At 57.9% G+C, this 20,459-nt stretch carries 25 protein-coding genes; 18 read left to right on the top strand and 7 right to left on the bottom strand.

Features of this window, described 5'->3' with window-relative positions; translation table 11 throughout:
* Window positions 1-126: 126 nt before the first annotated feature.
* Window positions 127-1,752 carry an exopolyphosphatase gene (gene ppx / locus B0G83_RS12920; protein WP_105507818.1) on the top strand — a complete coding sequence of 542 codons (1,626 nt, stop codon included), beginning with the start codon at window positions 127-129 and terminating at the stop codon, window positions 1,750-1,752.
* A 93-nt stretch (window positions 1,753-1,845) separates the two neighbouring features.
* Here ppx and B0G83_RS12915 read toward each other — a convergent pair whose 3' ends face one another.
* Window positions 1,846-2,658, bottom strand: a complete 813-nt coding sequence (locus B0G83_RS12915; protein ID WP_105507817.1) for a GNAT family N-acetyltransferase — start codon at window positions 2,656-2,658, stop codon at window positions 1,846-1,848.
* Window positions 2,659-3,006: 348 nt separating this feature from the next.
* Window positions 3,007-3,465, bottom strand: coding sequence for a phosphohistidine phosphatase SixA (gene sixA, locus B0G83_RS12910; RefSeq protein WP_105507816.1), 459 nt, complete (start codon window positions 3,463-3,465; stop codon window positions 3,007-3,009).
* Between the two features lie 143 nt (window positions 3,466-3,608).
* Here sixA and B0G83_RS38150 point away from each other — a divergent pair, with 143 nt between their 5' ends.
* Together B0G83_RS38150 and B0G83_RS12905 are read left to right on the top strand one after the other, a co-directional pair.
* Entirely contained in the window at window positions 3,609-3,866 is a 258-nt protein-coding gene (locus B0G83_RS38150; protein ID WP_146120223.1) for a hypothetical protein, read from the top strand.
* Window positions 3,867-3,978: 112 nt separating this feature from the next.
* Window positions 3,979-5,352, top strand: a complete 1,374-nt coding sequence (locus B0G83_RS12905) for a site-specific integrase (protein ID WP_105507815.1) — start codon at window positions 3,979-3,981, stop codon at window positions 5,350-5,352.
* A gap of 54 nt (window positions 5,353-5,406) precedes the next feature.
* Here the strand turns inward: B0G83_RS12905 and B0G83_RS12900 are convergent, their stop codons facing one another.
* Window positions 5,407-6,171: a hypothetical protein gene (locus B0G83_RS12900; RefSeq protein ID WP_105507814.1), complete on the bottom strand. Its 765-nt coding sequence runs from the start codon at window positions 6,169-6,171 to the stop codon at window positions 5,407-5,409.
* Window positions 6,172-6,349: 178 nt separating this feature from the next.
* Between B0G83_RS12900 and B0G83_RS12895 the strand changes: the two genes are divergently transcribed.
* Complete coding sequence (locus B0G83_RS12895; protein WP_105507813.1) at window positions 6,350-6,610, top strand: AlpA family transcriptional regulator; 261 nt, start codon at window positions 6,350-6,352, stop codon at window positions 6,608-6,610.
* 61 nt (window positions 6,611-6,671) lie between these two features.
* A complete protein-coding gene (locus B0G83_RS12890; RefSeq protein WP_146120222.1) occupies window positions 6,672-7,760 on the top strand; it encodes a hypothetical protein in 1,089 nt (362 codons plus the stop codon).
* A gap of 163 nt (window positions 7,761-7,923) precedes the next feature.
* On the opposite strand, the gene B0G83_RS38145 is transcribed toward B0G83_RS12890, so the two are convergent.
* Window positions 7,924-8,310 carry a hypothetical protein gene (locus B0G83_RS38145; protein WP_146120221.1) on the bottom strand — a complete coding sequence of 129 codons (387 nt, stop codon included), beginning with the start codon at window positions 8,308-8,310 and terminating at the stop codon, window positions 7,924-7,926.
* Between the two features lie 2 nt (window positions 8,311-8,312).
* Between B0G83_RS38145 and B0G83_RS12885 the strand changes: the two genes are divergently transcribed.
* Complete coding sequence (locus B0G83_RS12885; RefSeq protein ID WP_146120220.1) at window positions 8,313-9,521, top strand: hypothetical protein; 1,209 nt, start codon at window positions 8,313-8,315, stop codon at window positions 9,519-9,521.
* 3 nt (window positions 9,522-9,524) lie between these two features.
* A complete protein-coding gene (locus B0G83_RS38140) occupies window positions 9,525-9,713 on the top strand; it encodes a 3'-5' exonuclease (protein ID WP_146120219.1) in 189 nt (62 codons plus the stop codon).
* A gap of 23 nt (window positions 9,714-9,736) precedes the next feature.
* Here the strand turns inward: B0G83_RS38140 and B0G83_RS38135 are convergent, their stop codons facing one another.
* Window positions 9,737-10,165, bottom strand: coding sequence for a hypothetical protein (locus B0G83_RS38135; protein ID WP_146120218.1), 429 nt, complete (start codon window positions 10,163-10,165; stop codon window positions 9,737-9,739).
* A gap of 212 nt (window positions 10,166-10,377) precedes the next feature.
* Here B0G83_RS38135 and B0G83_RS12880 point away from each other — a divergent pair, with 212 nt between their 5' ends.
* The 3 genes from B0G83_RS12880 to B0G83_RS12870 all read left to right on the top strand — a co-directional run bounded on the left by B0G83_RS12880 (window position 10,378) and on the right by B0G83_RS12870 (window position 13,798).
* The gene (locus tag B0G83_RS12880) at window positions 10,378-11,124 is read left to right on the top strand and encodes a hypothetical protein (protein WP_105507810.1); all 747 of its coding nucleotides are present in this window, start codon (window positions 10,378-10,380) and stop codon (window positions 11,122-11,124) included.
* A 248-nt stretch (window positions 11,125-11,372) separates the two neighbouring features.
* Window positions 11,373-12,326: a hypothetical protein gene (locus B0G83_RS38130; protein WP_146120217.1), complete on the top strand. Its 954-nt coding sequence runs from the start codon at window positions 11,373-11,375 to the stop codon at window positions 12,324-12,326.
* Between the two features lie 161 nt (window positions 12,327-12,487).
* Window positions 12,488-13,798 (top strand): IS630 family transposase, encoded by a 1,311-nt coding sequence (locus B0G83_RS12870; protein WP_146120216.1) that lies wholly within the window; start codon window positions 12,488-12,490, stop codon window positions 13,796-13,798.
* Window positions 13,799-13,986: 188 nt separating this feature from the next.
* On the opposite strand, the gene B0G83_RS12865 is transcribed toward B0G83_RS12870, so the two are convergent.
* Complete coding sequence (locus tag B0G83_RS12865) at window positions 13,987-14,364, bottom strand: heavy metal-responsive transcriptional regulator (protein ID WP_105507808.1); 378 nt, start codon at window positions 14,362-14,364, stop codon at window positions 13,987-13,989.
* A gap of 99 nt (window positions 14,365-14,463) precedes the next feature.
* Here B0G83_RS12865 and B0G83_RS12860 point away from each other — a divergent pair, with 99 nt between their 5' ends.
* From B0G83_RS12860 to B0G83_RS12840, 6 genes are all read left to right on the top strand, one after another.
* Window positions 14,464-15,291 (top strand): SDR family oxidoreductase, encoded by an 828-nt coding sequence (locus B0G83_RS12860; protein WP_105507807.1) that lies wholly within the window; start codon window positions 14,464-14,466, stop codon window positions 15,289-15,291.
* Between the two features lie 18 nt (window positions 15,292-15,309).
* Window positions 15,310-15,402, top strand: a complete 93-nt coding sequence (locus tag B0G83_RS12855; protein WP_105508092.1) for an alpha/beta hydrolase — start codon at window positions 15,310-15,312, stop codon at window positions 15,400-15,402.
* A 664-nt stretch (window positions 15,403-16,066) separates the two neighbouring features.
* Window positions 16,067-16,201 (top strand): hypothetical protein, encoded by a 135-nt coding sequence (locus B0G83_RS39110; RefSeq protein WP_258167885.1) that lies wholly within the window; start codon window positions 16,067-16,069, stop codon window positions 16,199-16,201.
* A 36-nt stretch (window positions 16,202-16,237) separates the two neighbouring features.
* Window positions 16,238-16,546 carry a hypothetical protein gene (locus tag B0G83_RS12850; RefSeq protein WP_105507806.1) on the top strand — a complete coding sequence of 103 codons (309 nt, stop codon included), beginning with the start codon at window positions 16,238-16,240 and terminating at the stop codon, window positions 16,544-16,546.
* 721 nt (window positions 16,547-17,267) lie between these two features.
* Entirely contained in the window at window positions 17,268-17,576 is a 309-nt protein-coding gene (locus tag B0G83_RS12845; RefSeq protein WP_105507805.1) for a hypothetical protein, read from the top strand.
* Window position 17,577: 1 nt separating this feature from the next.
* Window positions 17,578-18,216 (top strand): hypothetical protein, encoded by a 639-nt coding sequence (locus B0G83_RS12840; protein WP_105507804.1) that lies wholly within the window; start codon window positions 17,578-17,580, stop codon window positions 18,214-18,216.
* 75 nt (window positions 18,217-18,291) lie between these two features.
* Here B0G83_RS12840 and B0G83_RS12835 read toward each other — a convergent pair whose 3' ends face one another.
* Window positions 18,292-18,612 (bottom strand): helix-turn-helix transcriptional regulator, encoded by a 321-nt coding sequence (locus tag B0G83_RS12835; RefSeq protein WP_374954909.1) that lies wholly within the window; start codon window positions 18,610-18,612, stop codon window positions 18,292-18,294.
* 227 nt (window positions 18,613-18,839) lie between these two features.
* Here B0G83_RS12835 and B0G83_RS12830 point away from each other — a divergent pair, with 227 nt between their 5' ends.
* Both B0G83_RS12830 and B0G83_RS12825 read left to right on the top strand, forming a co-directional pair.
* On the top strand, window positions 18,840-19,712 hold the full coding sequence (locus tag B0G83_RS12830; protein ID WP_181156845.1) for a hypothetical protein: 873 nt from the start codon (window positions 18,840-18,842) through the stop codon (window positions 19,710-19,712).
* 14 nt (window positions 19,713-19,726) lie between these two features.
* On the top strand, window positions 19,727-20,410 hold the full coding sequence (locus B0G83_RS12825; RefSeq protein ID WP_146120215.1) for a hypothetical protein: 684 nt from the start codon (window positions 19,727-19,729) through the stop codon (window positions 20,408-20,410).
* Window positions 20,411-20,459 lie beyond the last annotated feature (49 nt).

Below are 20,459 nucleotides of genomic sequence, written 5' to 3'. Positions count from 1 at the left end.
GACATTTTGAATGTTATAAATTCTACGCTGTAATCGACGCGTGTCGTCAATATGACGCAGTCCATATGGGACCATACGGCACCCCCATTGCTGCGAGGTGACATCGTGAGGCCCGGTACGCTTAGAATGGCGTCTTTGAACAGCGCGGCCGGCCATAAGACGCCCAAGGCATCGGGTGGACATACGCCCACTTCGGCGTCCACCGCCGCCGCGCTCGCGCGCATGGAGTCCGCTTACTCGATGGTCACAACGCCCCAACTCCTCGCCGCCGTTGACCTTGGCTCGAACAGCTTTCGCCTGATCGTGGGCCGGGTCGAGGAAACCGACGCGGGCAGCCAGATTTATCAGGTCGATGCATTGCGCGAACCGGTGCGCCTCGCAGCCGGCCTGTCGCGCGACAAGATGCTCGATCGTGCCTCGCAAGTGCGGGGCTGGGACGCGCTCAAGCGCTTTGGCGAACGCCTGCGCGACTTTCATCCCGATCACGTTCGCGCGGTCGCCACCAATACACTGCGCATCGCCAAGAACGCCGGCGAATTTCTCGGCGAGGCGCAAGCCGCACTCGGGTTTCCGATCGAAGTGATCGCCGGGCGTGAAGAAGCACGTCTGATTTATGCCGGTGCAGCACACTCCGTGCCGGCTAGCGCGGGCAAACGGCTGGTGGTCGATATCGGCGGCGGCTCGACGGAATTCATCATCGGCTCGCATTACACGCCGATCAAGATGGAGAGTCTGTACATCGGCTGCGTGAGCCATAGCCGCGCGTTTTTCCCGGCCGGCAACGTCGACGAATACACGATGCGCCAGGCCGAACTCGCCGCGGGCCGCGAAATCCAGATCATTTCCGCCGAGTACAAGAAAACCGGCTGGGAACAGGCGATCGGATCGTCGGGCACGGCGCGCGCGTTGGCCGAACTGGTCGAGGCGAACGGCTTCAACGATCCGGGCGTCACGCACGGTATTACGCGCGGTGGTCTCGAACGGCTCAAGCGCGCGTTGATCAAGGCGGAGAACGTCAATCGCCTGAAGCTGGTCGCGTTGAAGGGCGATCGTATTCCGGTGCTGGCAGGCGGTTTGTCGATCATGATCGCGGTGTTCGACGAGCTCGGCGTCGATTACGTCGATACGACCGACGGCGCATTGCGTCTGGGCGTGCTGTACGACCTGCTGGGCCGCTCGCAGCACGAAGACATGCGCACGGTGACGGCGGAAGGCTTCATGCGCCGCTATGGCGTGGATCGTGCACAGGCGGGGCGCATCGGCGAACTCGCGGTGCGTTTCTACGATCAGTTCGTGGAACCCGATGAAGAGCGTCGCGCGGAAAACCGCATGTTCCTCAGTTGGGCGGCGGCGTTGCATGAAATCGGTTTGTCGATTTCGCATAGCGCCTATCACAAGCATTCGGCTTATATCGCCAGCAACGCCGATATGCCGGGCTTTTCGCGCACCGATCAGGCGCGGCTTGCCGCACTCGTGCTGGGGCACGCGGGCAAGCTCGGCAAGTTGTCGCAAACTCGCGAAGTGGAATGGCCGCTGCTTTTCTGCCTGCGACTCGCGGCGTTGTTGTGCCGCCGACGTGCGGATGTCGGTTTGCCCGGCATTGCGGTTTCGCAGGTCAATAGCGGCTACGAGGTGCGTTTGCCGAACGAGTGGGTGGCTAACAATCCGTTGACCGATTACAGCCTGATTCAGGAAGCCGCCGAGTGGGAAAAGGTCGGCATTCCGTATCGCGTGGTTTATACCGGCGATTGAAGCAATCGCTCGCGTTGAATAAAAAAGCCCGGTAATTACCGGGCTTTTTTGCGTGCATCGTTTTTCTTGTCTACCCGCGCGGTGCCTTTGCGTTCAACGCGATGCCGCGTCGCCGAGGAAGTGGCGGGCGTAGCGCGCATTGATCTCCGACAGACGCAGCAGCGTCAAAAAGTCCGCGCAGTTGAAGTCGGGATCCCATGCCGGTGCGCCGCAAATTTTCGCGCCGAGGCGCAGATAACCCTTCACGAGCGGTGGCGGCGCGACGTCGGCGCCAGTGCGCAATTCGTCGACCGGCAGCGGGGTGTGCGGGAACGCGTGATATTCCGGTGCGGTCATCGCGGTGTCGCGCAGCGCGCAATACAGGTTCGCCGCATAGTGGCCGCCGTCGACCATCGCGACGCTCGCGCAACCGAGCATGGTTTCGTAGCCGTTGTGCTTCATGTAGGCGGCGAGGCCGGCCCACAGCGACATGATGACGGCGCCGCTGCGGTAGTCGGGATGCACGCACGAGCGGCCCACTTCGACCATCTTCGGGCGCAGGTGGGTCAGACGCGATACGTCGAATTCGCTTTCCGCATACAGACGGCCGATACGCGCCGCCTGGTGCGGCGGCAGCGCGCGATACGTGCCGACTACTTTCAGCGTGTCTAGGTCGCGCACCAGCAGATGGTCGCAGTACGAATCGAACGAATCGACGTCGAGACCGGCGGGGCCCGTCAGGCGTGCGCCCATTTCCTCGGCGAACACGCGGTAGCGCAGACGCTGCGCTTCGCGCAGTTCGTCGTCGCTACGGGCCCACGTGACTTGCAGGCGATGCTGGGCGGTGACCGTTTCCTCGGCGCGCGGCAGACGGCGCGTTTCGAAGAGCGAAGCCAGGGGCGGGGTGGGCGTCGGCAGTTCTCGCATTGGGGCGTCCTGGTCGAAAAAAGGGAGATTTCTTTTTTCGCCAATGTAGTAACGCCTGGTGACGCTCGCATGGCAATGCCATGACGATTGGATGACGGCCCGTAAGCTGTGTGGGCGGGGGTTGTAATGTCGGGGACGGAGCGGGGAGTGTTGTTTTCGTGCGAACTGTGAGGGTGATGCGAGATGGGTGAGGCGGTTTGCGCGGTGCATGAACTTCATGCGGTGCATGTGAGGCGAGCGATGCCGCCTCCTGTCGTGTGCGTTCTTGCTGGTAGTGCGGTGCGCGCCGCAGGTGCTGTCCATCTGCTGCGCTTCCGCTCGGCTCGGCTCGGCTCGGCTCGGCTCGAGTCAGATCAGATCGGGCGTGATCGCCGCGCGCAACACCGCCTGATCGTCGCCGTCGCGTTCACGGCTCGCGATCCACCACACGCCGGCTTTCTTCAGCGGCCAGCTCGCTTCGCTATTGCCGAGCAGCCGCGCGGCCACATGGCCAAGCGTCGGTTGATGGCCGACGATCACCACCGTTTGCGCTATACCCTTGGGCCAGCCGGCTGCGTCGAGCACGTCGTCGGCGCTCGAGTTGGGCGCGAGTTTGCGCACTACGCGGTATTGGTCGCTCAAGGTCTCGGCGGTTTGGATCGTGCGGGTGGCTGGGCTGGCGAGGACTAAGGCGTCGTCGGGTAGGCGGGTGCGCAGCCATTTGGCGACGTTTTGCGCCTGCTTGCGGCCGCGTGTAGTGAGCGCGCGTGCGAGGTCGCTGGCGGCGAATTCTTCGGCTTCGGCGTGACGCCAGAGGATCAGGTCCATGAGTGTCTCCTTGACTCTGGTTGCGGCGCGTGGGGGGGCGCCAAATGTCGATCACTGTCGCACGTGGGCTGGTGAGGCCGCAAGGCGATGGCCCGGGTGGATTGCATAAGCGCCGAGGTATGTTCCGAGCGTAGGCGCTTCAGATGAAGGCGTACGCACCTGAAGCGGCGAAATCGCGCATCCCGCCAACAAACGTCGCGTTTAATGCGCGACGATGTGCCGAATGCAAAGCTGCGGCCCAAAAAGCAAAAACCCGCGAAGCCGAAGGCTACGCGGGTTTCGTGTTGCTTTTTCGTGGTCGGAGCGAAAGGATTCGAACCTTCGACCCTCTGATCCCAAATCAATTTCTGCAGTATCGATCAGAGTTCGGCAAGATACGGGGAAGTTTCTCAAGTAATTGATATTAAATAAGATGTTTGAATTTTATATTCGTAAGAGTCCAACGCTGTTCGCCGGAATTCTGAATATATCCGGTAACATGGCGGTAACGAAACAGCCGTTACCGATAGAGCGATGGGAAATCTTACAGTCAGGGCAATTGAGTTGGCAAAAAGTAAGGATAAGGCTTACTTCTTGTCGGACGGTGACGGGCTCCGCCTGCGGGTTGCGACAGATGGGGCGAAAACGTGGCAGGTCAAGTACACGGCCGACGGCAAGGAGACTACAGTGACGCTGCCACGTCGATACGGCTCCAACACCAACGCCGCTCATTTGTCGCTTGCTGATGCTCGGCATGAGGCCGCCGCTATTCGCGCGCTCGCGCGAAGTGGCGTGGACCACCAGCAGAAAGTTAGAGATGAATTGGAAGGGCATCGCCGTCAGCGCGAGCAGCAACGAGCTGATGCCATGACTGTGCAGGACTTGTATGACGCGTGGTTCCCAACCATCGCAACGAAGCGGGGCAAGCGTGGCCGAAAAGACGGTGGGGCGGAAGTCGCTAGGACATTCTCGAAGTTCGTAAAGAGCAAAATCGGCGGCAAACTTCTTGCGCAGTTGTACGCTGTGGATGTGAGGCCGATCCTTACTGAAATCGCGGATGGTGGCGCAAACCGGCAGGCAACGGCGCTGTTAGTCGACCTAAAGCAGATGTTTCGGTGGGGTGACCAGAACCAACCGTGGAAACGTCTGCTTGCGAGTAGCGATATCTTGGCAATTCGAGCGGAAGATATCGTGAGCGGCGGCTATGATCCCGTTCGCGACAACGAGCGTGACAGAGTGTTGAGCGAGGATGAAATCCGTGCACTTGCTGGATTGCTGCCGAAAGCCGATCTTTCGCTTGTGATCCGTTCGGCGATTTGGATCATGCTTTCAATCGGAACGCGCGTAGGCGAGACGGTTGCGACCAGGTGGTCGCAAGTTGATCTGGATAATAAGTCTTGGTACATCCCTGCGGAAAACACAAAGTCAGGGGTTGCACTTAGTGTGCAAATGTCGGACTTTGCGCAAACGCATTTTGCGGCGCTTTGGGCATGGCGCGAAAAACTATCGGAAGACTTGCGCGGCGACTGGGTTTTTCCGTCAAATCGGGATCGCACCGCGCCCCTTAACAACCAGACCGTTGGAAAGGCAATCGCCGATCGTCAGCGAGTTGACGGCAAGGCGCTGCCCGGGCGGACAGAACGTGTCGATGCGCTCGCGTTGGACGGAGGGCAGTGGAAGTGCCATGACTTGCGACGCACATGCGGAACCCTGATGCAAAGCCTTGGCGTTCCCGAAAGTATCGTGCACCGCTGCCTGAATCACGCTCGCAGCGACAAGCTCGATCGGGTCTATTTGCAACATGACTATGCGAACGAAATGGAAGACGCATGGCGATTGCTGGGCGAACGGCTTGCCATCTTGTCCAGTGGCGAAGCTCACGATAGTGCTCCAGCGGAGAACCTCTAATACAGTCCACGCAAAGAAACGGTTATCACTAGAAGCTCTAGGCCTGTGTCGCTTTCAGTCCGATGCGTCTTCTCGCCCGGACAGACCAAGTTTCTGCCGCGTGAGGCCGAGAGCATCTTCAATTTCCTTGATGTAGCTGGTCACAGTTCTTGCGGTAACTGCCCCATCCTCAATCGACTCCGTCCAATTCTCTATTTCCTTAGCAATCGCCAGATGACTCTTGGGTTGATTGCGCAAGTGGATCAACGCCGCGATCACCTTAAGCATTGTCCTTTGCTTTTTTGTGCTGACCCGCTCGGGTCTCTCAACTTCGCAGATTTCTACACCTTGACAGCGTGCGAAGTCGACCACCCCGGACCGCGTGAGACCGAGATTGGAGCACTTTGCCCAATCGGGTAGACCGTGCTCGAACACGCAGGTACCCGCTGTACGGACGTCGAACACAGCCAATCGACCAAGCTCGACCAACGCGCGAAGACGGACTTGGTGTTTTGCAAGAGTGTCAGCCCAGTATTCGGAGGTGTGCGCTTCACTCGGCGGTATATCGTGCAGCGCATGGATAATCGATCGAGCCGTGATGTCGACCGCCCGGTCAAGTGTGTAGAAGTGTTGGACGGGTATGGCAGTTGACGTGACGACGTCAACCGATGCTACCAGCCTGTCCAGCGACGCCTCGCGTGCGCGTTGCTCCGCTTCACTTGCTAGTCGTAGTCGCTCGTGTTCTGAGAGAATTTTCTGTTGCAAATCCGGAGCCAGCAGATCGAAGTTTTGTTCGTGCCAAGAACCGACCCAGGTAGTCACATTGTCTTTCATGGGCATGCTGCCTTCTCCATCGTGAAGTGGGCTTGCGGTGAGTTCGGATAACTCCGCGCAATCGGAAAATTATATTGCGACCAGAATTTTCCGTTACGAGTCTACGCGCCCAACGAAACTGCGTTCAGACGCTGGATGTTCATAGGCGTCCCACGATGTTCCGTTAAACGACTTGGAGTTTTCGATGAAGAAGAGCTTTCCCCCCGAAGCGGTGTCGTCTGACGCTGCTGCGCCAGTGGACACGGCTACAGCGTCGCTTCCGCGCGTCATCCGTATGCCCGATCTCCAGCGCATTTACCCTGTCGGTCGCACGACCATCTATGAATTGATCAAGGCGGGGAAGCTGCCGCGTCCCGTCGCGCTTTCCAAGCGTGCGCGTGGCTGGGTTCTCGCCGAAATTGAGGAATGCATTACGAAATTGAAGACCGAGGCCAATCATGGCTAATTATAACGATCCGTCGCAGAAAAAAACCGACACGATACACGCCAGTAGCACGCCGAAAGCAATGGGCTCGGACTCGAACGCACCCAACCGCGCACGCGAACCTGGCGTCGCCGTTGTCGTGCAGGCAGCCGAACTACCTGCAACGAAGATTCGCACGAGCATGAAGTCGGCAAAGCGTGTGGTCGTCGCGACCATGAACGATCCGGCTTTGCTGGCGATGTCGATCGCCGCCACAGCTGACGGCATCGTTCGTGACCGCATCATCGCAGACTTGTCGGTCACTCCTGTGTCCGCGATCACGATCCTGTCGCCGTCCGGCTCGCGCGTTTCAGAGGCAGTGAAGACTTTCACTCCCAAGGACGTCCAAGCGCAACTCCAAACAGCGCGGATCGGCCACTGCAACAGTTTCGATCCGTTCTGTCCCGAGGGCGCACACATCCTGAAGGAATACCTGAAGCCGGGGACGTGCGTCGTCGCTTACGTCGAATATAAAAACTTGAAGCGCGACGAGGCGACCGGCGTGCTTGCTCACCTCAACGCGGCGGTGGAACAGGCAGACGCGTTCGTCGTCATCTTCGTGGTATGCACTAAAAAGCAGGACACGAGCTGGCTGCGTGCGTACGCCGGAGAGTTCGTGGAGATCACCAAGTGCGAGCCCGGCCCGGGTGCACAGACAGCGATCGTGTTCACGAACGTGTCTCTCGTAGACCATCACGCACTGGGCATCGGCCGCGTGATGATCGAAGCGTTCGTCGATTCGGGTGGCACTTATACCTACCGCTCCGAGCCGTTCATCGCGGACCGCGCGATCATCCGTTTTGCGTGGTGCGCGCGTAACAAGGAGGCGAAGATCGAACAGATCGCAGCGCTCGTCGGCCGCAACAAGTCGAACGTGTCGCGTGGGCTCGACGATCTGCTGGTTCCGCCCAACAATGAGGTGGGCATGAAACCGCCGAAAGGTTCGCGCAATCGCTGGGCGACTTTGTACAACCTCGACGAAGTCTGGCCGCTTAAGTCTCCGGATGCTGGCGTTGCGGGCGAGGCGACAAACACGCCGCACTCGCCGAAGACTGGCGACTCGGGTCATGCTGCGAAAGCACCGCCGATGACTAACTGCACCAACTCTCTCTCGTCGAAGACCTTGCCGTAATTTAGTGGTGCGGTTGTTGCGCAAGAATCCGGGCGTACCGATTCCGACGCAACAGCCGCGCTTTCACAGCGCGAGCAGCCTTAACGATCGATTTTTCACCTCTGCGACTAGCTTCGGTTGACGGACACCCTCGCGAAGAAAGTCGACCACGTGCAAGTCTCTGTCAACTCGCTGAATTCGCCAAAATACCCTTAAAAACAGGGGTGCCAGCACGAATCAGCCTGATAGAAGCAGCGGCATGGGCTAGCGGAGAAAGTCGACCAGAAATGGCATCGTTTCGGATCGAACATGCGCCTTCATTTAGCGAATAGCCCTGTTTCCAAGGGGATTTTGCATGTCCGGACCCCGAGAATTGCGCGATTATTATAACTAATACTAAACATAGAGAGATGTACTCCATGAAGTAATGCACAGCGGACTGCACAGGCACGTAGTCACCAGCCAGCACGATCGATTTTCGAAATGTTGTAAATGATCGAGCCAGCCCGGTTTCCTGTTCCCAACCCGCCTTCATCCAGGTCATCCCGATCAACCTATTGGACGTTTCCATGTATGGCTAATGACACACTGAAAGAATCCACCCTTTGCCCTCTCGACCACATCGTCGAAATCGGCATCGACAAATTGAAGTGCTGCATCCGGTCTGAGAATGTTGACGATTCTTTTACGGCCCTCTTGCAGGAAAAGTTCGAGTTGCTCGCGCACCGGCGTGGCACTCATCGTCGCTCGTCGCAGCGCCAGGCATTTCGGCAGCGCATGTCTGTGCGGGTCGGCGGTGAGTATGTGCTAATCGAATGCCAGCCGAATATGGCTACTTATCCGTGGGCGGCGACTTTCGAATTCAACCCCAATCCGTACCTGCGCAAGGGGGAGGCAGCCATCAATAACCTTACTGGTTTCCTCCGCTTCCTGTTCGGCTACGACGCGCACCGCATCCTGTCGCACGCATTCGTCTCGGAGCTGCACGTCAACATCGATACCGACATCAACCCGTTGCAAGGCACTCTGGTTGACGTGAAGGGCAAGCGCAGCGGTGCGAAGGTCATGTATGACTTCGATGGTGAGGGTATTCTCGGCTCGCTCTATATCGGCGTGCTCAACTCGGACCGTCGGCTTGCGATCTACAACAAGGCAGCCGAAGTGCTGCACCGCGAGCTGGGGCCGCGTGCCAACCGGATTCTCGCGGCGCTTGCTTCGGACGACAAGTGGGACATCGAGGTCAGCAAGCTGAAGCAAGAAATGGAGATGCCGGAGCGCTGGCGGCTCGAAGTGCGTAACAAGTGCAAGCCCAAGGATGCCATTCCTGTTTTGCGCATTGCCGAATTCGCGTCGTGCTTCAAGGATGTGCGTATCCTGCATCTGCCGGTCGATGCCGAGCCGTTTAACGATTTGCTCGGTCGCCTGTTTATTGCCAATGCGCGCAACGATGGCATTCCCCGTGCGTTGCGGGCGCTTGATCCGAATGAGCGCCGCCGGTTTGACCGCAAGCTCAATCAGTTGCCGGACGCTGACTGGTTCAATGCGGACTTGTTGCACGAAGCCATCGGGCAGGTCATTGCAAAGCTCGCGCCGCTGTTCGCTCCACCGCCGCCATCTCGTCTGAAAGTGGCGGATAATGGTCAACATCAGCGCAACGCCGCGACCGCAACAGGCGGCGTGGTATTCCGGCGCACTGCCGCGAATCCCGCGAGGTCCGGCACGCCGCGCAATCGTGCCGAGTCCGAGATGCCCGCGCGTCGTAGCTCGGCAGCCCGTAAGTAGCAGTTGCCGCCGCGCCATGCGATCCGTTCGGGCAGGATCGCCGAAGAGCGGCGGCTGTTCTATGTTGCGGTGACGCGCGCCCGCAAGCGTGTGTATCTGTTCAACGGGCCGCACCACCATGCGCCGACTGGGGAGAGATTTGTCGAGCCGTCGCGCTTTCTGACAGAGGCGGTTAAGCACACCTTGGCGTAGACAGCAAACCGCCGGTGAATGGCCTACGCTGACGGCGCGTGTTCCAAACTGTGTTCTCCGGGTGTGAGGGCGTAGTAACGGAAGTCATCGTCACTGCCGGGGTGCAGAATAAAACTGCACTCTAGGTCGGACGAACCTAGAGTCACGTCAAAGAGATCGCCGTTCTCGTCGGCGACAACGGAATGGGCGGTGAATCGTCTGGCGGCTGGAGTCGCCAAAAACGACACGTCAAGCCAGCCGCGCACAGCCTTGTGACCGGGATGCGACTCAACCCAGCGGTCGACGTTCTGATGGCAACCGCCAAGCGTAGGAGTCCATCCGTCGAACTTGTCGGCAAAGCGGAGTACCCGACGTGCCGTTACGGCGAGCAATGCCAGTGTTGCCGCCAAGCGCCTCTTTTGATCCGGGGTCCGTGAGGACTCACCCGTGAAGCTCGCTTTTGCATTTGCCATTTGGCAACCCCGATATTCCAGAATCTCCTTCGTTGGGCGCGTTATCAATCAACGCGCACGTCCAAAGACGCAGAGCGCCAATATGGCTGTATGCGCTCCGCATTTTTTGAGGCCAGCGAACTCCCTTCATCGGTGGTTCTCAAGTTTCACTGTCGTCATGTCGATATAGTGTACGTAATCGATTTGCTTACCACATATATCGAAACCAGAAAATGCTTACCGAGATTCTAGGGGCTGCTGCGACCGGCGCTATTATCAGCGCATTCGCGACCATGCGGGTTGCTACGCGCAATATCCACGTCGACAGCGTTACGAAAGAACGGACAAAATGGCGTGAACATATCCGCGAACTTGCGGACAAGCTCACGATGGCTACGAGAAATGGACAGCTTCAAGAGGTTCAGCGTCTGCGTCTTCAGTTTCAGCTTCGTCTGAACCCTCAGGACGAAGCTGATCGCTCGATTCTCAGTAACATCGATCGTATAGTGACCGCACCTGCCACACAACGATTGGTCGCTCTTGATGACGTAACGGCGCGAGTCGCTCTGTTGTTGAAGCATGACTGGGAACGGGCAAAGTACGAGACGCGATTTTTGATCACGCGAGGCAAGGCACCGCAGCGGGTCGCGTACGTTCCTGCCACTGTCGTCGGGAGAGAGGTGTCGGCGGGGCGCAATATGCCCTTCTTGACCGCAGTCGGCTGGCTCGCAACTATGATCGCAGCGGCGGGTGTGATCTTCTTTCTTGCTGCCGGGTTATCGAAGCCCTTTAGCGAGCTTTTGATGAACTTCAATGATCCTGCTACGACACACCCCGCTCGAGAGTGGGTCGGTCTTGCGGTAGCGGCTCTCATTTTTGGGTTGATGTGGTCGATCCTACACCTTGTCTTCAAGATCGCGGAAAAGAAACTCGTCGATGAAGGTGGGCGTTCTGTGGCGAAGCGGCAAGTGAATGTGTAATGTTGGTAGCGAACTCGATTGGCAATTCATTCAATATTTGGCGGATGCACTAGCTCGCCTAATCGCCGGTCCCCGCTTTGGCCCACAGAGAATGCCAGGTATTCGCGGGCGATGCCGTGGCTGCCTGTTAACAAGGGGGCCACACATCGCTTGTGCTACGACCTCCAGTCCGCCACAGATGTATAGGGCGGGGTCAGCGGCTGAGGGCAGCGTCGCCCCGATTCGTAGGCATTGCTTCTATAAAAACGATGACACTCACTCGTACATTCCGAACGGTGGTTATTGCCGGATGCGACTTCAGGGTTCGAGCTGACACCAGCACATTTCTTTGGCAACCGCGCGAAATCAGCACGATCTCCGAACTTAGCAATGTGCTGTTCGACAGTCACAACCGACTGTTTCTCCTCAAGCAGCAGGAAGCTCGACGATATGCGAAGGCAACTGCGGGCGTCTTTGTGGAGAGCGATGACGCATTCCTCTCCAGAGAGTCCGATGTCGATCTACCGTCCATAGACGATTTTTTGCCATATGCTGCCAAGAGGCGTGTGCGTCCTTTTCTTGCCGATTCGATTCCAGAAACGTCATGGGGATCAAGTCTCTCGAACCTTTTGACGTGGCCGTGCTGGAATCGACTCCGCCAATCTGCGTTTATGGAAACGGGACATCGATGCCTGCTTTGCGGTACCGCAGGAAAACTGGATTGCCATGAAATCTGGAAGTACTACGAACCCGGCAAAGACGGACGGATTCATCGGGGCGCGTTGTGCGGTGTCCAGCGCCTCGTCAAACTCATTCCAGTATGCGCCGATTGCCACGAAACATTTCATCTTGGCCTAGCCGGGATTAGGGGGCGGCTGAATATCGCCATGGAGCGTGTTGCGGCGTTGTACCGCCTGTCGGACGACGAGCGCGAAGCGTACCTGGCTATGGTGAAGGAAGACTGGTACCGTCGAAACGAATTCTCGTGGGCTCTTGACGTTTCGGTGGTAGGCGCCTCGCTTCTCGAGATAAAGCCGGAGTGGGAACTGCAACCGGATAGCAGCCTGTCGGCCAAACAGAAGTACGGCACGTCTCACACTTTCGTTCTTGGTGCTCCATGGCAGCGAAAGGGGGATGATGAAAAACGACTGTTCAGCATCGACGCATTCTTGCGCGGCTCCGAGAGCGAAAATATTCCAAGCACACACGGCAACCGTAGTTGAAAGCGCGTGCAGCGAGACCGTGTTGCTTCGCGGTGGTGTACAAGATATATCCCGAGTCATAAGCGTGACCCGCATCGAATGAACGCCGATATCAAACTCCGGCGACGCGAAAACAGGCTTCGGCGTATTGTGGTGGACTGGACTATCCGAAGGATGCGGGCGTGTATTCGAATCCATCGCAGTGGCGACGTATCCGCCAGAAACTGCTTCTGCCAGGCGGGTCGATCCGCTCCGTCGCAAAGACGGAAGGAATGAGCAGAGTGACTCTCAGGAAAATCCTCGCCTTCGAATCACCGCCCGGCTACGGTGGCCGGGGCATTCATGAGCCAAAGCCAAGCCACCCGCCATCCACCAACCGCGTAAGCCGCACTGAAATAGTACGGCAGCGATGGATGGAGTGGCTATACGACCTTGAGCGAACACCTTCGCAAGGCGACCAGTTGGTGTCGGCCCTGTCCGGCCACAGCCACCAGATGCGCAAGAGGTTGCTCTCGGTCATTGCGCTCAGGCATGGCTTCACCATCAGAGCAATCGCGCAGCATCTCGGCATGTCCAGAAAGACGATCAGGACTTGCACTGCATTGTTTGAGTCTGTCGGACTCGACGCCTTGCTCTGCAGAAAGCAAAGACCGCGTAAAGCGGACGACGAATCCCTGAAGACGGCTCTGTTCAGCCTGTTGCACGAGCCGCCGTCACTTTCAGGCTATAACCGGACGACGTGGAAACTTACCGATCTTCAAAGAACCCTCGCCACGCGCGGTTTCCCCGCGAGTGATAGCGTGATACGCGAGGCAATCCGCAAAGCAGGATTTCGTTGGAAATCGGCGAAGGTCGTCCTCACCAGTACCGATCCGGAATATCGCGAGAAGGTCCAACACGTCGAAATGGTCCTTTCGCATCTCGGCGACGATGAACGCTTTTTCTCGATCGACGAGTACGGGCCGTTCGCCGTTAAGGCGAAGCCCGGACGCGTTCTCGCAGGACCCGGCGAGAACCCTAGCGTGCCCCAATGGCAAAAATCAAAGGGACCGCTGATAGCCACCGCAGCGCTGGAGCTTTCCCGCAATAGGGTGACGCACTTCTACTCTCTCGCAAAAAATACTGCCGAGATGATCAGGATGGCCGAGATACTTTTGCATGAATACAGCGATGCGAGGACGCTCTACCTCTCATGGGATGCAGCGTCTTGGCACATGTCCAAGGAGTTGCTGGCGTTCGTCGAAAAAAACAACGCCAAGAACGACGGCTCGCCGCTCATCGAACTGGTGCCGCTACCTGCATCCGCACAGTTCCTCAATGTCATCGAGTCGGTCTTCAGTGGAATGGCCCGAGCGATCATCCACAATAGTAACCATCCATCAGTGGAGGCGGCAAGCGACGCCATCGACCGATATTTTGAGGAACGCAACCGGCACTATGCCAATAATCCGAAACGGGCGGGAAACAAGATTTGGGGAAAGGAGAGAACCTGAGCCACGTTCGATCCGGGCAACAACTGCAAAGACCCAGCGTACCTATAGCAAGACAGTACGAAGCTTGGGACGGCGCACCTCCCTTGGTCCGACTGCCTCAGTTCGACCCGGAAGGGACTCTCGCTTGCAACCGAAGCAGCCATTGACGCTCCTGTTTGAGGCGGCTTGTCGCTTTCGCCAACAGCGCCTCACCACGCGATTTGTCCTTCGACACAATCGCTGCCTACTTTGGCCAGCGCATTCAGCAGCCCTGCGCGCAGCGTGGTCAGCGCGTGGCTCTTTTCGTCGAGTTCTGTGAGCTTTGCTTGCAGGCACGCGACCTTTTGTGCAACACCGAACGTCGGACTGTCCCATACACGAATGACGTCGCCAATTTCCGCGAGGGTGAAGCCCAACGCCTTCGCGTGGATGATCAACCGTATCCGCCGTAACGAGAGTTCGGAATAACGCTTGTACGTATTTGTCGCGTGAGGTTGTGTTGCCTTGTCCAGCAGACCCATCCGCTCGTAGTACCGCACGGTGTCGCGCGAAACGCCCGCCCGCTTGCATAGTTCGCCGATGCGCATGCTGCCTCCATTGAATGTTTTGGACCGTCATTAAGGCTTGACCGTTGCCTTTAGTCAATGGTTTACAGTCCAATTCACCTTCCACTCCATCAGCAGGCTATGAGAAATCGTTTTGATTTTCGCGGAAAAACAGCACTCGTCACAGGTGCATCGTCGGGTATCGGGCGCGCGTTTTCCTATGCGTTGGCCAAACGTGGCGCGAAACTTCTGCTGGTCGCACGCTCTCACGACAAGCTGCGCGATCTGGCCGCAGAATTGCGACGCGACTATGCGTGCGACGCCGATTTCCTGACGGTTGACCTGAGCGCAACTGACGCCGTACACACGATCGCTCATCACCTGAAGGCTACCGGCACGGTCGTCGATGTACTCATCAACAACGCGGGCTTTGCGGCTTACGGGCGCTTCGAAACGATTCCGTGGACGCGCCAACGCGATGAAGTGCTGGTGAACTGCATGGTCGCAATCGAGCTGACTCATCTTCTGCTGCCTGGGATGCAGGCGCGATCCGATGGCGCGGTCATCAACGTCGCGTCAACGGCCGCATTCCAGCCCGATCCATATATGGCCGTCTACGGCGCAACCAAGGCCTTTCTTTTGTCATTTTCAGAAGCCGTTTGGGCTGAGAACCGGCATCGCGGCATTCGGGTCGTCGCGCTATGTCCCGGCGCGACGCAAACCGCCTTTTTTGATGTCGTTGGCGCAAAGGAGGCGGCTGTCGGCACGCCGATGCCTGTTGCGAGCGTGGTGCAGGATGCATTGTGGGCGCTGGATCGCAATCGGAGCTATCGGATTGTTGGAACGCGGAATCAGCTGCTTGCCAATTTGCAAAGGCTGTTGAGCCGCGAGATGTCGGCACGCCTGGTTGAGAAAATCCTTCGGCCGATAGACGTTCAGGACCTGGTGACAGGAGATGCCAACGCGTAGGGCGCGGCCAATAGCGAACTGATCGAAGTTGGAGCGCAGGGGCATCTCAATGGAGATAGCGGCCTCGGCAATTGGCGTGAAGGATTCAAACTACTTGAAACGTTCGACTAACGGCGTTATCCGGAGTCCATCCGCGACAGCCACTGTTCATTTCCCGAGCTCAGCGTTCCTCCGGACTGGCCATTTTATGATGCTCGAACAACCCGCGGCATTCGCCGCCGCGGTGATACGATGCCTGGACGATGAGATTGTCAACGCTTCGGGAAGCGACGTCGACTGACCGCTCCTGGCCGCGTGCTGCCGTCTGTAGACTATGCCGCCCCCGGCCTAAGGATGCGCAGATTGCGATTCGACCGATCGTAGGCGATCGGTCGCGGATGAGATCAGTGAGGAATTCAGGTAGCAGGGCACCCGGCCCAGTCACCGGAACATCGGTGTGATCAGTTGGGACGATACCTGAACCATGAAATCGCTCGGCGCGCTCACGAAACTGCGCTCGTAGAAAACTTGATAGTCCAAAATGGGCCTTACCTCGGTTTGGTTGCGGTGTGACCGGGCTTGCGCAATTGTCGCCCGGATAATGTCTCCACTATCACACTAGCAGGTGATGGCCGACGACTGACCATACCGGTGAAGCCCCGGTAGAATGGCGCGCATTGAACGGGGGGGCAAGTGCGGAAACTCATTTCGTTAATTTTGCTGGTTGCGTCGGCAACGTTATTTGTCCCAGCAACGGCAGGGGCGCATTCTCGTATCGTCTGCAAACGCGTCTGGCATGGCGGCCATCTGGTTCGCCGCTGCCGGCACGTACCGCCGCCGCACCATCATCGACCGCCGGTTCGCCACGCAACCTATGTCTGATCATCCGGACCGCAACGCATTAAGTCTGTCGGCGCTTCATGCCACCTGAATTTGGTCTGCTATCGAACGCAATTATCCAACTCCCATGATTGTCAACTTCCACACGGACCCGGTCGGCCTCGAACTGATCTGCGCTGATCTCGCGAACGACGGCGTTGTCGTAATAGAAACGACACGTCCGAATTTCAAAAGCATTGCTACGACGGTCATGCAACGCATGACGGAATGCGTCCTTCCTTTATCAGTCGAAGGCATGGACCATGATTGGCATCACTACCTCATCAATAACGACGTCGAGAGCTTTGAATCGTTGATAACAAGCGGGCGCGTCGCACAGGCTGTCGTGAAGCGGCAAGCTGTCGGGTCACCGTTTCCCTACACCACAAAAGTCTGATGCCGCGTCCCTCCGTGCCGCTATTTCGGATGGTACCAGCGGGGATTTGAGCGGACTGTCGAGTGGCGCGCGACAATATATTACAAAAACCCTTCATCTACGCTCATAGAGCCCGCCCCGTTAGGGCGGCTGGGGCGATGCGGGCCACATTCCCCTGCCCACGGCCCTGTGGAGGGCTTCAGAGGGCCATTCCGGCCCGATTTACCCTGTTTGCTGCGCCGTGGGAGAGGGCAATTCACCGTCCAAACGCAGCACCAGCAAGAAAAGTCGTTATTTTTGTAAGAATTCGATGTTTGATCATCTCCTTTTATGGACTGCGCGGAGCTTGCGGAGCAGGATTTTCGTGCTAGGATGACGAAAATTTCGCGATTTTTAGTCGATTTTTGACAGAGTGCTGCGATTTTGTGCTGATGAGACGAGCACCTGATCGATGGTCGCCTATGTCACAAGCAGCGCTGAAATTTACGCCTCGCCACCCGGATTTCCAGCTGTTTTGGCTTCACCGTCAGACATGACCTCGGAGCGACATCTGTCCTTTCCCGGATGAGCCTGATCGCCATGCTGTCGCGGTCGACAAAGCGACGTTTCGCATCGTCTCGCTGCACTAGATTTCTCTAGCCTCGCCGCATCCCTTTGGTTCCCTTGTTTTCGCCGGGCTAACGCCTGTCCATCCGAGTCCATCCGGAAGCACAAGCTCGCCTGCACTTTTCGGAGACCGACCATGAATTTAGAAGCCTCGCAGGGTGTCCTGTCACACCCGTTATTTCCTCTCGGCCGCCTCCTGGCGACTCCCGGCGCGATTGATCTGCTCGACCGGACCGGCACGAACGCGACCAGCCTGCTGCATCGTCATCAGTGCGGCGATTTCGGAGACCTCTGTGCATCCGATGTTCAGGCCAATCGAGACGCCATTCTGACCGGCGCGCGCATCCTTTCCTGTTACAGAATTGGTGCACGGCAGGAGAAGGTCTGGGTCATTACGGAAGCCGATCGTGACGCAACAACAATTCTTTTGCCGAGTGAATATTAGGATGCCTGATTTTATTGTTCAAAAGCTTCTCTCGACGGACTCGAAAATTTATTGCTCACAGGGCGAAATTTCAGGGGGCTGCGTGACCCACGCTGCGGCTTCCGCGCTATCGGTACTTGGCATCATCCGAAATCCCCGCAGCATAACGGAACAGCGCGGTGAGCCTCGGGCACGACTCTTCTGGCAAAAGATGAAGGACGCGTATGTGGACGGGATCAGCCTTCCGGAGTTTGCGCGTCGACTTGATGAACTGGATTTCGAGCTGACTCTTGCCCACGTGGCAGGGGCTCATTATCGGATACTTAACTTCACCCGAACGGCCTTGCAGAAAGGCCAGCCCGTGATACTGAGCTTTGCTCCGGTCGGTTGTCCCCGGCAGCTTCACGCCGTCCTCGCGACGGGAACCGCCGGGACGACGATAGCGCGCCGGTTCGTTCCTTCGGCGATTCTCATCACGGACTCTTCGGAATCCCACCCAGGAATCGGGCCGCACAATGCTCGCCTCGAATTCTCGCCAAGTGCCAAGCGCGAGCGCAACGGACTGTACATCACAGCATGGGCGAGCTACCGGGTCACGCTGGCTGCCGCCATGTCCTTGCGTCCTGTGGGATCAAAACGGTCGGACGGGAAGTCGCCGTGACTGCGCGATGGCAACGTTGGCGGGCGACTATTCGCCGCGCTGCGGTGCCCTCAAGGGTTGCTGTAACGCGCGGTGCTATCGAAGGCGGGACCGTTCTATTTTCGGAGGGTTCGCGACATTGGCCCGCCGTGTCTCCGCAGACTCCAGCGTCATGGTGAGTGGCGCAAACAGGTCCGAGAGTGACAGTCCCAACGCCGCGCAGAGGGCCGCGAGGGTCAGGACGGTTGGATTCGTTACGCCCGATTCGATGGAACTTATCGCGGCGCGACCGACCGACGCCTCGTGAGCCAAATCCTCCTGACTCTTGCCTGCGTTCCGTCTTACCTCTTTTAGCCGCCGTCCCACGGCAGCGGTGATGGGATTGCGCCCGGCGGGCTGCTTCGGGGTCGATTTCATGAGTCCCAGCATGCCTTTCTAAAGCCGCAAACACCATCGCCTAAACCGATCATTATTTGAATGGTTTATCATACAATTCGATTCACCATCCGACCGCAGTTCCTTCGAAAGGAAGCGCAATGTCAGCAAACGCCACATGGGACTCGATCAAGACGACAGGTCGGGGACTCGGAATAATCAGATACCGACGACCCGCCCAAGAACAGCGCCACCCGGCAGTCCGAATCATGGGCATCGGCGCGATCGGCGGGATGCTGGATGAGTCGTTCGAACAAATCGGCATCGGGACCAACGGCGTCTTCACGCGAGTCGCGTCTTCTGCCGTCAGCGACGCAGCGACTGATCGCTACTGCCAGGTGTCAACAGTCGTTCCAGCATTGGGTCATTTCACCGGTGTGGACTTCGTCGTAATTCTCGGCAGCACCGATGAACTCCGATCACTGCGCATATCCGGAGATGTAGCTCGGGTCGCCCGAGCTGCGGGCGCGCTGGTATTCGCCATGCTTGCCCAGCCGTCTTCTCCAACGGGTGGAAGCGTCAAGGGAGTCGTCGCGGAGATTGCGGACTGCACCGACGCGCTTATCTTCGTGCCGTCCCAACCGCACGTTTCCTTACTGCAACACCTACTTGACGCTCATATCGCGGCTGCGTTCGCAGGGGTATCCAACAGTTCCCGGCCACGGGCGCCGGTCGGCGCCGACTTTCTTGATGTAAGACGCACGTTCATTGACGCGGGTGAGGCATCCATCGGCATCGGGTCGGCAACCGGTCGAGACCGTGCACGCCACGCGGCCGAAATGGCAATCGTCGATGCGGAGTCTTCTCCCATCGATACGGCAGCAGGCGTGGCAATTCTCGTCGCCGGTGGCTGTTCGTTGCGCCTTCGGGAGGTTGAGACCGCAGTCTGTGCAGTTCGTGAAGTGGCATCCCCCAACACGACAGTGACGCTGGGGGTGCATTGCGACGAACGCCTCGGCGAAACGGTGCAAGTCACGTTGATCGTCGCAGAACATGCCCGTGTGCAGGTGCCACTTAGTCCTTCCAATCCAGATGTTTCTTGGCTGCACGTGGTGTCATCCCTATCAAGCAATAACTTGTAACCCGGGGAATCGTTATGAAACTCTCGCCTTTATTTCCACTTGCCATGCTGTTTGCGGCTTCTGCCGTGCACGCACAAATGAACCAGATTTTTGGTGCCCTGCAGTCAGCGCAAAGTGTGATCACGCAAACCAAGCAGTTGCTACCGCCGACGCCCGCAAGCAGTGCACAGGGTTCGCAACAAGTCGTGAATGAACAGGAAACGCAGATATACAACTCTAGAAAAGTGGCAGACGAGCAAGCGCGCCAACAAGCTCAGCAAGACAGCGCAAGAATATCGGCGGCTGATCAAGCTCAGTATCAAATGCAGCGCCAACGCGAACAGGCAGCAGCTAAGCGGGCGTCCGACGAAGATGATGCAGAAGCGCTAGCAGTGGAGAACGCGAGCATCCGGCGGGATGCAGAACGTCAACAGCGGGCGACGGCGGAAGCCCAATCGATGCCGCCTCTGTGTCCGGGTCTGGATATCCACAAGCTCGGGATTGGCGGCTTTTTCGTGGCTTGCAAGAACAAGGGAGCGACCGAACCACAAATGCTTGCCCGTCTCGGCGCTCTTCCGATGATGCAGCAGGCGCTATACACCGACATCATTCAGGATATCTATGAAAATAACGTAACTGACATTAAGAAGGGCAATGCCATCGCTGCGTACGATACCCGGTGCACAGCGCAAAACAACTGCCAGCGGATAGCCTGGTGACACTTCGGCTGCGCATGTTTCACCCCGCTTTTACTCACTGGCAACGGCG

It is taken from the genome of Paraburkholderia sp. BL21I4N1, assembly GCF_002973525.1.
Taxonomy (GTDB): Bacteria; Pseudomonadota; Gammaproteobacteria; order Burkholderiales; family Burkholderiaceae; genus Paraburkholderia.
The sequence above is the reverse complement of the archived record's forward strand: the minus strand, read 5'-3'. Positions and strand labels throughout refer to the sequence as shown.

Coding starts and splice junctions, on each gene's coding strand:
- B0G83_RS12840 (WP_105507804.1), top strand. CDS start 17,578: ATGCCTGATTTTATTGTTCAAAAGCTTCTCTCGACGGACTCGAAAATT.
- B0G83_RS12900 (WP_105507814.1), bottom strand. CDS start 6,171: ATGCCCATGAAAGACAATGTGACTACCTGGGTCGGTTCTTGGCACGAA.
- B0G83_RS12915 (WP_105507817.1), bottom strand. CDS start 2,658: ATGCGAGAACTGCCGACGCCCACCCCGCCCCTGGCTTCGCTCTTCGAA.
- B0G83_RS12865 (WP_105507808.1), bottom strand. CDS start 14,364: ATGCGCATCGGCGAACTATGCAAGCGGGCGGGCGTTTCGCGCGACACC.
- B0G83_RS38145 (WP_146120221.1), bottom strand. CDS start 8,310: ATGGAAACGTCCAATAGGTTGATCGGGATGACCTGGATGAAGGCGGGT.
- sixA (WP_105507816.1), bottom strand. CDS start 3,465: ATGGACCTGATCCTCTGGCGTCACGCCGAAGCCGAAGAATTCGCCGCC.
- B0G83_RS12905 (WP_105507815.1), top strand. CDS start 3,979: ATGGGAAATCTTACAGTCAGGGCAATTGAGTTGGCAAAAAGTAAGGAT.
- B0G83_RS12885 (WP_146120220.1), top strand. CDS start 8,313: ATGGCTAATGACACACTGAAAGAATCCACCCTTTGCCCTCTCGACCAC.
- B0G83_RS12890 (WP_146120222.1), top strand. CDS start 6,672: ATGGGCTCGGACTCGAACGCACCCAACCGCGCACGCGAACCTGGCGTC.
- B0G83_RS12830 (WP_181156845.1), top strand. CDS start 18,840: ATGGGCATCGGCGCGATCGGCGGGATGCTGGATGAGTCGTTCGAACAA.
- B0G83_RS12835 (WP_374954909.1), bottom strand. CDS start 18,612: ATGAAATCGACCCCGAAGCAGCCCGCCGGGCGCAATCCCATCACCGCT.
- B0G83_RS38150 (WP_146120223.1), top strand. CDS start 3,609: ATGAAGGCGTACGCACCTGAAGCGGCGAAATCGCGCATCCCGCCAACA.
- B0G83_RS12880 (WP_105507810.1), top strand. CDS start 10,378: ATGCTTACCGAGATTCTAGGGGCTGCTGCGACCGGCGCTATTATCAGC.
- B0G83_RS38130 (WP_146120217.1), top strand. CDS start 11,373: ATGACACTCACTCGTACATTCCGAACGGTGGTTATTGCCGGATGCGAC.
- B0G83_RS12845 (WP_105507805.1), top strand. CDS start 17,268: ATGAATTTAGAAGCCTCGCAGGGTGTCCTGTCACACCCGTTATTTCCT.
- B0G83_RS38135 (WP_146120218.1), bottom strand. CDS start 10,165: ATGGCAAATGCAAAAGCGAGCTTCACGGGTGAGTCCTCACGGACCCCG.
- B0G83_RS12895 (WP_105507813.1), top strand. CDS start 6,350: ATGAAGAAGAGCTTTCCCCCCGAAGCGGTGTCGTCTGACGCTGCTGCG.
- B0G83_RS12860 (WP_105507807.1), top strand. CDS start 14,464: ATGAGAAATCGTTTTGATTTTCGCGGAAAAACAGCACTCGTCACAGGT.
- B0G83_RS39110 (WP_258167885.1), top strand. CDS start 16,067: ATGGCGGCCATCTGGTTCGCCGCTGCCGGCACGTACCGCCGCCGCACC.
- B0G83_RS12850 (WP_105507806.1), top strand. CDS start 16,238: ATGATTGTCAACTTCCACACGGACCCGGTCGGCCTCGAACTGATCTGC.
- B0G83_RS12825 (WP_146120215.1), top strand. CDS start 19,727: ATGAAACTCTCGCCTTTATTTCCACTTGCCATGCTGTTTGCGGCTTCT.
- ppx (WP_105507818.1), top strand. CDS start 127: ATGGCGTCTTTGAACAGCGCGGCCGGCCATAAGACGCCCAAGGCATCG.